This window comes from Burkholderia sola, from assembly GCF_905400185.1.
In the GTDB taxonomy this organism is placed as follows: Bacteria; Pseudomonadota; Gammaproteobacteria; order Burkholderiales; family Burkholderiaceae; genus Burkholderia; species Burkholderia sola.
Window position 1 is genome coordinate 3,092,775 of sequence record NZ_FR989675.1, and the last position, 11,661, is coordinate 3,104,435.

The window sequence follows — 11,661 nt, forward strand, 5'->3', positions numbered from 1 at the left end:
GGTCAGTCTCCTACCGGTTGACGGTCGCCGCCGCCGCGGTGCGCATCGAGCGCGTGTTTGATGCGGCGCAGCGATTCCCGGCCCGCATCGCCGAGCCGCAACGCGACGCCGGTGACGAGCACGTCGATCGCCATCATCATCGCGTAGCGCGAGGTCGACGGCTTGTAGATGAAATCGGTTTCGAACGCGACGACGGGAATCAGGTGGTCGGCGAGCTTCGCGAGCGGCGACGCCGGCGCGGTGATCGCGATCAGCTTCGCGCCGTAGCGCTTCGCGAGCCGGCAGCTTTCGAGCAGCTCGGGCACGCGCCCGCTCACCGACAACGCGACGACGGCGGTGTCGCTCGACAGCGTCGCGGCCACCATCCGCTGCAGCAGGCTGTCCTGGTAGCTCGCGACCGGCCGGCCGAAACGCACGAGCCGGAAGCGCAGCTCGTCGGCCAGCGCGGTCGAGCCGCCGCCCTGCCCGTACACGTAGGTCATCTTCGCGCCGGCGAGCAGGTCGGCCGCCGCATCGAACGACGTGTTGCGCAGCAGCTGGTGGTTGTGCGCGAGCGCCACGCGAATCTCGTCGTAGACCATCGACGCGGGGCTCGCGTCGTCGGCCGGCGCGTCGTCGGACGGCACCAGGAAGCGCTGGCCGACGGCCGCCGCCTGCGCGACGAGCACCTTCAGTTCGCGCACGTCGCGGCAGCCGACGGCCTTCGCGAAGCGCGTGACCGTCGCGACGCTGACCTCCGCATCCCGCGCGAGCGCGCCGATGCTCGCATGCGCGGCGCGCGCCAGATCGGCGAGGATGAACGCGGCGACCTTGCGCTCGGCTTCGCGCAGCTCGGGCGCGCACTCGGCGATCCGCGCGACGATGTCGAGGACCGGCGGGGCGGCCAGCGCGGGATGAGACTCGGCGGCAAGCGGAGCGGACGGGGAAGCGGGCGCGTTCATCGACGGAAAGGGTGCGGAACTTGATGTTATTAAATAACATCACCGCGCCGATGCTACTTTCTGTACCATCTGCATGTCAACTTCAGTGCAATGCATAGTGATGATGGAGCGGGATGACATGAAAGTTACAAACTATCAGGAAGCGACGATCGATCCGTTCGGCAAGGGCCTGGGCAATGTGCCGAGCGCGAGCGTGCCGCTCGGCGACGCCGGCCGGCTCGAATGGAACCTGCTCGCGGAAGACGTCAGCCTGCCGGCCGCCGTGCTTTACGAGGATCGCGTCGAGCACAACCTGAACTGGATGCAGGCGTTCGTGCAGCAATACGGCGTCAAGTTCGCGCCGCACGGCAAGACGACGATGGCGCCGCAACTGTTCCGCCGCCAGCTCGACGCCGGCGCGTGGGGCATCACGCTCGCGACCGCGCACCAGACGCAGGCCGCGTATCACGGCGGCGTGCGGCGCGTGCTGCTCGCAAACCAGCTGGTCGGCCGCCAGAACATGACGATCATCGCGGGGCTGCTGTCCGATCCCGATTTCGAGTTCTTCTGTCTGGTCGATTCCGCGGACAGCGTCGACCAGCTCGGCCGCTTCTTCGGCGACGCGAAGAAATCGCTGAACGTGCTGATCGAGCTTGGCGTGCCGGGCGGCCGCGCCGGCGTGCGCGACGCCGCGCAGCGCGAGGCCGTGCTGGCCGCGATCGCGCGCTATCCGGACACGCTGAAGCTGGCCGGCATCGAGCTCTATGAAGGCGTGCTGAAAGAGGAAGGCGAGATCCGCGCGTTCCTGCAGCAGGCGGTCGCGCTCACGCGCGAGCTGGCCGAAGCCGGCCGCTTCGCGCGCACGCCGGCGATCCTGTCCGGCGCCGGTTCGGCGTGGTACGACGTGGTCGCGGAAGAATTCAGGAAGGCATCCGACGCGGGCTTCGCGGAAGTCGTGCTGCGTCCGGGCTGCTACCTGACGCACGACGTCGGCATCTACAAGAAAGCGCAGACCGACGTGTTCGCGCGCAACCCGATCGCCCGCTCGATGGGCGAAGGGCTGCTGCCGGCGCTGCAGCTGTGGGCGTACGTGCAGTCGGTGCCGGAAGCCGACCGCGCGATCGTCGCACTCGGCAAGCGCGATGCGGCGTTCGACGCGGGCCTGCCCGAACCGGCGCGCCACTTCCGGCCGGGCCGCGACACCGCGCCGCGCGACGTCGCCGCCGCCGAAGGCTGGGCCGTCACCGGGATGATGGACCAGCACGCGTACCTGCAGATCCCGCCGGGCGCGGACGTGAAGGTCGGCGACATGGTCGCGTTCGACATCTCGCACCCGTGCCTGACGTTCGACAAGTGGCGCCAGGTGCTCGTGCTCGATCCGCAGTTCCGCGTGACGGAAGTCGTCGAAACCTTCTTCTGACGCACGCTGCGCGCGATGCCGCCCCGCCGCTCGCGCGCGGCGGCCGTCACGCGCGCTTCAATCGGCCGGAGTACACTGCGCTTTCGTCCTCGGGGCCCGTCGCGGCCGTCATGCACGGCGCGACCGGGCCTTCAACGCTGCTTCACTGGAGAAAGCCATGGCCGCGAAGAAGATCCTGTTCCTGACCGGCGATTTCGCCGAAGACTACGAAACGATGGTGCCGTTCCAGGCGCTGCAGGCCGTCGGCCACCACGTCGATGCAGTCTGCCCGGGCAAGCGCGCGGGCGACAAGATCAAGACTGCGATCCACGATTTCGAAGGCGACCAGACCTACACCGAGAAGCCCGGCCACAACTTCACGCTGAACGCGGCGTTCGACGACGTCGATGCGGCGCGCTACGACGCGCTCGCGATCGCGGGCGGCCGTGCGCCCGAATACCTGCGACTCGATCCGAAGGTGATTTCGCTCGTGCGCGCGTTCGCCGAAGCCGGCAAGCCGATCGCGGCGATCTGCCACGCGGCGCAACTGCTCGCGGCCGCCGACGTGATCCGCGGCAAGCGCATTTCGGCGTACCCGGCCTGCGCGCCGGAGGTGAAGCTCGCGGGCGGCGAATACGCGGACATCCCGGTCGACGCGGCCGTCACCGACGCGCCGTTCGTCACCGCGCCCGCGTGGCCCGCGCATCCGGCGTGGCTCGCGCAGTTCCTCGCGTTGCTCGGCACGCGCATCGAGCTGTGAACGACGTGAGATGAGTTGAAGTGAAAAGCCGGCCGGCGGCGGGCACGTTCGACCCGCTTGCCGCGCCGGCCACGATCGCCGGGGCGCGCGCCTTTCGTGCCGCCTCCCGATGCTTGTTGCGGCTTCCCTGCCTACCCTTCAGGGAGACGCCGGCGTCGATCCGACGTCCGCGATCCGCGACTCCAGCATCGCGAGCGCGCCCGACAGCGCATTCAGCACGTCGTCCGGCAGCTGCGCCATCGTCTGTTCGAGAAACGCCTTGCGGCGCGGCAGGCATGCGTCGAACGCGGCGCGCCCTGCGTCCGTCAGCGTGACGTTGGTCACGCGGTTGTCGCGCGCGTCCGATTCGCGCTCGATCCAGCCGAGCGCGTCGAGCGACTTCAACTGGCGCGTGAGCGCGCCCGGATCGATGCGCAGCACCTCGACGAGCTTCTTCTGCGACGCATGCCCGTCCATCGTGTGCAGCGCGACCATGATGCGCCAGCGCGGCATCGGCTGCCCGACGTGCGCTTCGAACGCGGTCATGAAGGCGCGATACGTGCGTCCGAATTGCTGCAAGATCGCGACGCGGTCCTGTTCTTCCATGCGCTGATTTCGTTCCGGTGAATCGTTGAGTCGTCGAATCGCTCGCCCGATCGGTCAATCGGCCGCGACGTGCGGTTCGATCTTGCGCCGCAGCGCGATCGGCGGCACGCGACGGCACTGCCACACCGACACCACGGCGACGACCGCCGCCATCGCGACGCCCAGGTGAATCGCGCCGACCAGCGATTCGCGGGCCGCTTCCAGCAGCAGCGCGCCATTATGCCCGGCACGCGTCAACTCCGCGACGAGACCGCCCTGCGCCGCGCGATCGATCAGGATCTGCGGATCGGCGAGCCGCGCGTGCCACTGCATCGCCTGGTCGGCCGACAGCGCATTGCGCACGCCGCCCGAATACATCTGATTGACGAGCGTGCCGGTGAGCGCGGTGCCCAGCATCCCGCCGACCATCCGCAACGATTGCAAGAGCGCCGTCGCGATGCCGAGATGCTCGCGGCCGGCCGTCTGCTGTGCGAACACGGTCAGGTTCGGCAGCACGAAGCCAAGCCCGATGCCGCCCGCGACCATCAGCGCCATCAGCATCCAGGCCGGCGTCGCGTGGGTGGACACGACGATGCCCGCGCACGCGAGCGCGAACAGCACGAAGCCGACGTGCAGCATCGTGTTCGGGTTGCGAATGCGCGTGATGACGCGACCGTTCATGATGCTGCCGATCGTGATGAACACGACGAGCGGCGTGATCACGAGCCCCGCCTCCTTCGGCGACATCCCGAAGCCGCCCTGGAACAGCAGCGGCGCGTAGAACAGCAGCGAGAACATCGAGAAACCGGCGAGGATCGCGAGCACGAACAGCGCGGACAGCGCGCGGTTGCCGAACATGTCGAACGGCAGAATCGGCTGCGCGCAGCGCTTCTCCCAGTGCCACAGGCCGATGCCCGCCGCGACCGCCACGACGAGCAGCAGCGACGCCCAGCTCGCGACGCCGTACTTCGGCAGCCATTCGACGAACAGCTGCAGCGCACCGAGCGACAGCGCGATCAGGAGCGCGCCCGGCCAGTCGAGCCGCATCTTGCGATCATGCTCGACGTGGCGCAGATGCGGCAGGTAGCGCCACACGAAGATCAACGACAGGATGCCGATCGGCAGGTTCACGTAGAACACCGAACGCCAGCCGAACGACTGGGTCAGGAAGCCGCCGAGCGACGGGCCCACCGCGTTCGCGATGCCGAACGCCGAGCTCATCAGCACCTGCCAGCGCAGCCGCACGACGGAATCGGGGAACAGATCGGGAATGCACGCGAACGCGGTGCCGACCAGCATCCCGCCGCCGATTCCCTGCAGCCCCCGCGCGAGCACGAGGGACAGCATGTCGTTGGCCATCCCGCACAGCACCGACGCGCCGGTGAACACGACGATCGACGCGATCACGAACGGCTTGCGGCCGTAATAGTCGCCGAGCCGGCCGAAGATCGGCACCGTGATCACGGAACTGAGCAGATACGAGGTCGCGACCCACGCATACAGGTCGAAGCCGCGGAGTTCGGCGACGATGGTCGGCAGCGCGGTGCCGACGACCGTCTGGTCCAGCGCGACCAGCATGGTGACGAACGAGATCCCGATCATCGCGAGCAGCGATTCGCGGAACGGCAGGACTTGCCCGCTCGAATGGTGGGCGGCAGTGTGGACGGCCATTTTTTGTCGATGCAACTTTTGCCGAGTCAAAGAATCTCAAAATTCTAGCACGCCGGAGTAATCTAGGCTGGCGACGGGTTCAGGGCCCGTTCATGCCAAGGAGAGAGATGGAACCGATTTCAATTTCCCCCTCCGCGACGCTGTCGCCGGAGGACCGGGACGCGCTGCGGCGCGCGAAGCAGGTGCTGGAAAGCCCGTCGCTGACGATGAAGCTGACGGGCGTGCTCGGCGCGCCGGTCGAGAAAATGATCGCGCGGCTGCCGGACTTCGCGACCGGCAAGATCAACGATGCGACGCAGCTCGCGCTGCGCAAGTGCCTGAACATCGCGCTGCGCACGCTCGGCAAGCCGCAGGCGCCGGACGCCGAACCCGAGAAGCCGAGCAACCTGCTGCACAAGCTCGCGGTCGCGACGACCGGCGCGGCGGGCGGCGCGTTCGGCTTTCTCGCGCTGCCGGTCGAGCTGCCGGTGACGACCACGCTGATCTTCCGCTCGGTTTGCGACATCGCACGCAGCGAAGGCGAGGACCTGACGTCGGTCGATACGCAGCTGCAATGCCTGGCCGTGCTCGGCATGGGCGGCAACCCGGACAAGCAGGAGGAGGACGCCGATCTCGGCTATTTCGTGCTGCGCGGCGCGCTCGCGCAGGCGATCTCGAAGGCGTCGTCGGACATCACGGCCAAAGGCATCGCCGCGCACAGCTCGGCGGCCGTATTCAAGCTCGTGCAGACGGTGGCGTCGCGCTTCTCGGTGCAGGTGACCGAGCAGATGGCCGCGAAGTCGATCCCGGCGATCGGCGCCGTGCTCGGCGCGACCGTCAACACGCTGTTCATCGACCACTTCCAGCAGATGGCGCACGGCCACTTCACCGTGCGCCGGCTCGAACGCAAGTACGGTTCGGTGGCCGTCAAGGCCGCCTATCAGACGATCGACGCCTCGCCCGCACGCTGAACCGCGCGCGCGACCGCGACGCGGCGCACGAACGCGGCCGCGCGGTCGAGCGCATCGCGCGCTTCCGGCACCATCGGCGCGTACAGCTGCCACACGTGCGGCATGTCGGGCCACACCTCGATTTCCACCTGAACGCCGGCCGCCTTCGCCTTGTCGGCGACGCGGCGCGAATCGTCGAGCAGCACTTCGGTGCTGCCGACCTGGATGTATAGCGGCGGCAAGCCCGCGAAGTCCGCATGGAGCGGCGACGCGTACGGATGCGTCGCCGGCGCGTCGCCGAGATACAGCTTCGCGGCCTTCGGCAGCGCGGCGGCCGCGAACATCGGGTCGCGGCCGTCGTTGCTGCGCATCGTGTCGCCGGTGCCGGCCAGGTCCGTCCACGGCGAGAACAGGATCGCGCCGGCCGGCAGCGGCTCGCCGCGATCGCGCAGCGCGACGAGCGTCGCGAGCGCGAGGCCGCCGCCCGCGGAATCGCCGCCGAACACGATCGACTCGGGCGGCGTGCCGAGCGCCAGCAGTTGCCGGTACGCGGCGAGCGCATCGTCGAGCGCGGCCGGGAAGCGGTTTTCGGGCGCGAGCCGGTAGTCGAGCGAGAAAGAACGCACGCCCGCGCGCTTCGTCAGCCCGAACACCAGCGGCCGGTGGGTTTTCGTCGAACAGAAGTAGTAGCCGCCGCCATGGAAATACAGCAGCGTGCGGCCGGGCCCGCGCGCCGCGCTCGAGTCGGTGCGCTCGAGCCATTCGCCGCGCAGCGGCGCGTCGCCCGGGCCGTAACACTGGCGCAGCCGGTAGCCCGACGGCGCCCGGCGCGGCACGATCATCCGCAGGTCGGTAAAGCGCCGGGCACGCGCGGGGTCGAGCACCTCGCGCGTCGTTTCCGGACGAAACTGCCAGCGCAGCAACCAGCAGGCGAACTTGCTTTGCCAACTCATCGGACGCACTCCGTCATCGCAATGTGACGATGGTACGTGCGAACGCTCCCGCGTCGCTCGACAGGTGCCTCTACGCCAAACGCCGACGTTCAGTTCGCCGGCATCATCTGCCCGCGGATCTCGCCCGACGGGTGTTCCTTCGTATGAATGTTGAAGTACCACCTGCCGCCCATCAGGTCGGTGACCTGCTCGTCGGTGAGCGCCTTCGAACCCTTGATCGGGCTCGCCAGCTCGTCCTTCGGGATCGGCACCTGCACGCCGGCGTTCTGGCCGACCGGCGCGGGCCCGTGGAAATGCGCGGCCGTGGCCGGCCCCGTGAGGTGTTCGTACGTGACCGTCCACTGCAGCAGGCGGGTGGCGGTGTCGTAGGTGGCGGCGACGGCGCCCGAGCCCTTGGTTGCCGTCGGCGGCACTTCGCTCGACGGCTGAAGGTTGGCGGACAGGCGCACCGTCTCGGCAGCGGCGCTGCCGGCGGCCAGCACACCCGCGAATAACGCGACCTGGAGCAAACGCAGCTTGAGCATGGATTCTCCTTGTACGACGTGGTACGCCGCCGGAACGGGGGCGCTACGCATGATGGTAGTCGATCGCCGCCGCGCCGACAGTCCGCCGAACGGCCATGCTGCGAATCGCCGCACCGCCTGTCGGCGCACCGCGCACGGCCGACGATCCTGCGCGACGCCGCTCGCGCCAGTCTGCGTCACGCTGGAACAGACCTTTGCAGCCTGACGGCTGAATCCATGCGCGGCCTTTCGCTACACTTCGTTCCACAGTTGCTTGTTTCCTTCGTCCGAAGGAGTCTGCGAGTATTCACGCGGCCACCCGGCCGCGTTTTTTTTGCATGCGCCGCGCCTCATGCACGATAGCCGGGATCGATCCGGTCGACGATCCGCTGCAGCGCGTCGAACGCGTCCTGTCCCGCGCCATGCTTCGGGTCGAAATTCAGCGAATCGCGCACGCACCCTTCGAGCACGGGCGGCGCAATCGGCAGCGCATCGCCGATCGCCTGCGTCGCGACCTGCACCTCGCACGCACGGTTGAGCAGCCACATCAGCGAAAACGTCTGCGCGAGCGTCGCGCCGATCGTCACGGGCCCGTGGTTGCGCAGCAGCAGCACGGGCCGCCCGCCCGCGCTGTCGACGATGCGCCGGCCTTCCTCGAGATGCACGGTGATGCCCTCGAAGTCGTGATACGCGATCTTCCCGTACAGCTGCGCCGAATAGAAATTCGAGAACGACAGCCCGTCGCGCGAACAGCACACGGCCATCGTCGGCGTCGTGTGCACGTGCATCACGCAGTGCGCATCGGGCAGCGCCGCATGGATCGCGCTGTGGAACGTGAAGCCGGCCGGATTGATCGGCCAGTCGGAATGGCCGATCACGTTGCCGTCGATGTCGATCTTCACGAGGTTCGACGCGCACACCTCGCGGTAATGAAGCCCGAACGGGTTGATCAGGAAATGACCGTCCTCGCCCGGCACGCGCAGCGAGATATGGTTGTAGATCAGCTCGGTCCAGCCGAGGTGATCGAAGATGCGGTAGGCGGCCGCGAGCTGCACACGCGCCTGCCATTCGGCTTCGGAGAAGCGCGCGGGGCGCGTGAACGGCTGGTTCGGTACACGTTGCATGGGGAACTCCGGTTGCGGGCGACGCGCGGCCGCGGCGAGCGGCGCCGCGCATCGTCCTCGTCTGCCGGCGCCGCAAGCGATGCGTGCGCCGCGTATCGCGCAGGTGCGGCGCACCGTTCCGGCCCGCATTGTGCGATCCGCCGGCGCGCTTCACGATACCCATATCGTTGCGCGCACAACCATATCATCTTTCCCCGCGCACCGGTATCGCGGGTTTTGCCGGAGCCGTTCCCGCCCTTACAACTGGTCGTCGACCGGCAGCAGCGTGAAGATGCCCGTCATCACGTTGCGCAGCAGCCCCGCATGCGGGTCGACGTGATAGGTGGTCGTCTGGCCGCCTTCGGTGCCCGTCCATTCGAGCGCGGGCGGGCTGCCGTCGGTCCGCTTCGCGAGCGTTACGCGGTAGCTTTCGTCCGGCTGCGTCACGCGCGCGAAGATCGCCTCGGCCTGCTGCGCGAGCACCGGGCTGTGGATCACGAGCGCGAGCTCGGTGTTCAGGTACGCGGAACGCGGGTCGAGGTTCAGCGAGCCGATCACGAGGATTTGCCGGTCGATCACGTACGCCTTCGCATGCAGGCTCGCACGCGAGCGCGACCCGAACAGCCGCGCGGGCTGCTGGTCGGGCTGCGACTTGAATTCGTACAGCTCGACGCCGCGCTGCAGCAGCGGCACGCGGTACGGCGCATAGCCGGCCTGCACCGCGACCGCATCGGTCGCCGCGAGCGAATTCGTGACGATCGCGACGCGCACGCCGCGCGCGGCCGTATCGCCGAGGATCTTCACGCCGGCGTCGTGCGGCACGAAGTACGGCGAAAACGCGAGGAATTCCTTCTGCGCGCCGCGCGTCAGCTCCGCCAGGCGCTGCATCGGCGGGCTCACGTAGGTGCCGGTCGGCCGCGCGACCTTGGTCGGCGCATCGACCTTGAATTCGGCCGGCGCCCACACGAGTTCGAGTTCGTCGCGTGCGATCTGCCGTGCGAGCGGCGTCGCGTTCAGCGGCTTCGCGTTGTACGGATCGGCATTCTTGCGCCAGTGGTCGCGCAACTCGTCGCGCATCGCGTCGAGATCCTTCGGATCGAACTTCTGATGATTGAGCACCCGCAACGGATAGCTGCTCGCGCTCGCCCAGTATTCGTCGAAGCTCTTCGAGATGTCGTGGGTCACGGGGCCGGCCGCCAGCACGTCGAGATCGCGGAACTGGAGCGTCGGGCTCGCACTGAAGTATTCGTCGCCGAGATTGCGGCCGCCGACGATCGCGAGCTGGTTGTCCGCGATCATCGCCTTGTTGTGCATCCGGCGCGTGAAGCTGTCGATCCGCGTGAAGAAGTTGGCCGTGCGCTCGACCACGCCGCGCTGCGATGCGCCGAACGGGTTGAACACGCGGATCTCGATGTTCTGGTGCGTATTGAGCGCAGCCATCACGCGGTCGATATCGTCGAAGTTCAGGTCGTCGACCAGCATCCGCACGCGCACGCCGCGATCGGCCGCGTACAGCGCCGCGCCGAGCAGCAGCTTGCCGGTCGTATCCTCGGTCGCGATGTAGTACTGCATGTCGAGCGTCTTCGTCGCCGCCCGCGCGAGCGCGATGCGCATCTGCAACGCGGTGGCGCCGTCGGCCAGCAGCCGGAAGCCCGACTGCCCCGGATGCGCGGCTTCCGGCGCGGCCAGCGCAGCGTGCAACGGTGTCGCGGTATCGGCCGACAACGCGTGCGAGACGGGGCGATCGAGCGAGGTGGCGGGCGGATGCGTCGCGCACGCGGCGAGCGGCAGCAGCGCGCAGACGATCAGCGCGCGGGCCTGGCGGCATGCGGCGCGCCACGACGGCGTGGCCGGTGCGCGCCGGATCAGGGACGTGAGCACGAAAGCTTCCTCGACAGTCGGATCAATGGGCACGTCATCGCCGCGGCGCGCGGCTGACAAGGGGTTGCGATCGATTCTAGTGGGCGCCCGACGAACCGGTCAATTGGGCCGGCCCCGCAGGCCATCGCAGCCGCTGGTCCGACCAATCTCATGACGCATCGCCGCTGCGCTCGAAATGGCTGCGCACGTAGTCGATATGCGTCTGCATCGCGGTGCGCGCCTCTTCGGGGCGGTGCGCGCAAATCGCGTCGCACACCACCCGGTGCTGCAACAACAGCAACTCGGATGCCTGCTCGTCCTCCGTCGTCATCCCGGCCACGTTGATCGAAATGTGCTCGCGCAACATTCCGATCACGCTCGTATGCAGGTGCAGGAACATCGTGTTGTGCGACGCGAGCGCGATCGCCTCGTGCAGCTTCGCATCGGTCGCGGCTTCGACGGCCGCATCGTCGTTCGCGTGCGCGGTTTCGAGCTCGCGCAGCAGCGCGCGAATCCGGCGCCGGTCGTTCGCATCGGCGCGCAGCGCGGCGAAATAGGCGGTCGCGCCTTCCAGCACGCGGCGGAATTCGAGGATGTCGTCGCGCAGCGCCGGATGATCGGCGACCAGTTGGCCCCACGGCGACGCGATGCCGGCGCGCAACTGGTCGGTCACGTAGACGCCCGCGCCGCGCCGGCTCTGCAGCAGCCCGCGCGCGACGAGCCGCTGGGTCGCCTCGCGCACCGTATTGCGCGCGACGCCGTACTGCTGCGCGAGCACGCGCTCGGCCGGCAGCCGCGCGCCGGCCGGCCACGTGCCGTCGAGCAGTGCCGTCTCGATCTTGCGCATCACCACTTCGGTCCGGCCCCGTGCCGTCATCGCCGCCATCGTCGCGTCTCCCCGCGGAATGCATGCCGCCCCGATTGGCCCAACCAATTTGAGCTGCGGCGCGGACGGGGGAATTATGCAGCGAAATCGACGCTCCGCACGCCGGGTCGTCG

The 11,661-nt window shown here is 68.4% G+C and carries 11 protein-coding genes; 3 read left to right on the forward strand and 8 right to left on the reverse strand.

The window, feature by feature from the left end:
- Positions 1 to 2: 2 nt before the first annotated feature.
- The gene (locus KR541_RS14270) at positions 3 to 941 is read right to left on the reverse strand and encodes a MurR/RpiR family transcriptional regulator (RefSeq protein ID WP_050016658.1); all 939 of its coding nucleotides are present in this window, start codon (positions 939 to 941) and stop codon (positions 3 to 5) included.
- A gap of 118 nt (positions 942 to 1,059) precedes the next feature.
- On the opposite strand from KR541_RS14270, the gene KR541_RS14275 reads away from it, so the two are divergent.
- Positions 1,060 to 2,340 carry an amino acid deaminase gene (locus KR541_RS14275; RefSeq protein ID WP_124631942.1) on the forward strand — a complete coding sequence of 427 codons (1,281 nt, stop codon included), beginning with the start codon at positions 1,060 to 1,062 and terminating at the stop codon, positions 2,338 to 2,340.
- Between the two features lie 157 nt (positions 2,341 to 2,497).
- The gene (locus tag KR541_RS14280) at positions 2,498 to 3,079 is read left to right on the forward strand and encodes a DJ-1/PfpI family protein (RefSeq protein WP_059580784.1); all 582 of its coding nucleotides are present in this window, start codon (positions 2,498 to 2,500) and stop codon (positions 3,077 to 3,079) included.
- Between the two features lie 138 nt (positions 3,080 to 3,217).
- Here KR541_RS14280 and KR541_RS14285 read toward each other — a convergent pair whose 3' ends face one another.
- On the reverse strand, positions 3,218 to 3,664 hold the full coding sequence (locus tag KR541_RS14285) for a MarR family winged helix-turn-helix transcriptional regulator (protein ID WP_124557571.1): 447 nt from the start codon (positions 3,662 to 3,664) through the stop codon (positions 3,218 to 3,220).
- Between the two features lie 54 nt (positions 3,665 to 3,718).
- Entirely contained in the window at positions 3,719 to 5,314 is a 1,596-nt protein-coding gene (locus KR541_RS14290; RefSeq protein ID WP_050016666.1) for an MDR family MFS transporter, read from the reverse strand.
- 107 nt (positions 5,315 to 5,421) lie between these two features.
- Between KR541_RS14290 and KR541_RS14295 the strand changes: the two genes are divergently transcribed.
- Positions 5,422 to 6,264 carry an EcsC family protein gene (locus KR541_RS14295; protein WP_050016668.1) on the forward strand — a complete coding sequence of 281 codons (843 nt, stop codon included), beginning with the start codon at positions 5,422 to 5,424 and terminating at the stop codon, positions 6,262 to 6,264.
- On the opposite strand, the gene KR541_RS14300 is transcribed toward KR541_RS14295, so the two are convergent.
- From KR541_RS14300 to KR541_RS14320, 5 genes are all read right to left on the reverse strand, one after another.
- Positions 6,234 to 7,196, reverse strand: coding sequence for an alpha/beta hydrolase (locus KR541_RS14300; RefSeq protein WP_050016670.1), 963 nt, complete (start codon positions 7,194 to 7,196; stop codon positions 6,234 to 6,236). The genes KR541_RS14295 and KR541_RS14300 overlap by 31 nt on opposite strands.
- An 89-nt stretch (positions 7,197 to 7,285) precedes the next feature.
- Positions 7,286 to 7,720, reverse strand: coding sequence for a CHRD domain-containing protein (locus KR541_RS14305; protein ID WP_124557573.1), 435 nt, complete (start codon positions 7,718 to 7,720; stop codon positions 7,286 to 7,288).
- 329 nt (positions 7,721 to 8,049) lie between these two features.
- Positions 8,050 to 8,823: a class II aldolase/adducin family protein gene (locus KR541_RS14310; RefSeq protein ID WP_124557574.1), complete on the reverse strand. Its 774-nt coding sequence runs from the start codon at positions 8,821 to 8,823 to the stop codon at positions 8,050 to 8,052.
- Positions 8,824 to 9,060: 237 nt separating this feature from the next.
- Positions 9,061 to 10,683: a phospholipase D family protein gene (locus tag KR541_RS14315; protein WP_050016719.1), complete on the reverse strand. Its 1,623-nt coding sequence runs from the start codon at positions 10,681 to 10,683 to the stop codon at positions 9,061 to 9,063.
- 148 nt (positions 10,684 to 10,831) lie between these two features.
- On the reverse strand, positions 10,832 to 11,548 hold the full coding sequence (locus KR541_RS14320) for a FadR/GntR family transcriptional regulator (RefSeq protein ID WP_050016675.1): 717 nt from the start codon (positions 11,546 to 11,548) through the stop codon (positions 10,832 to 10,834).
- Between the last annotated feature and the right edge of the window lie 113 nt (positions 11,549 to 11,661).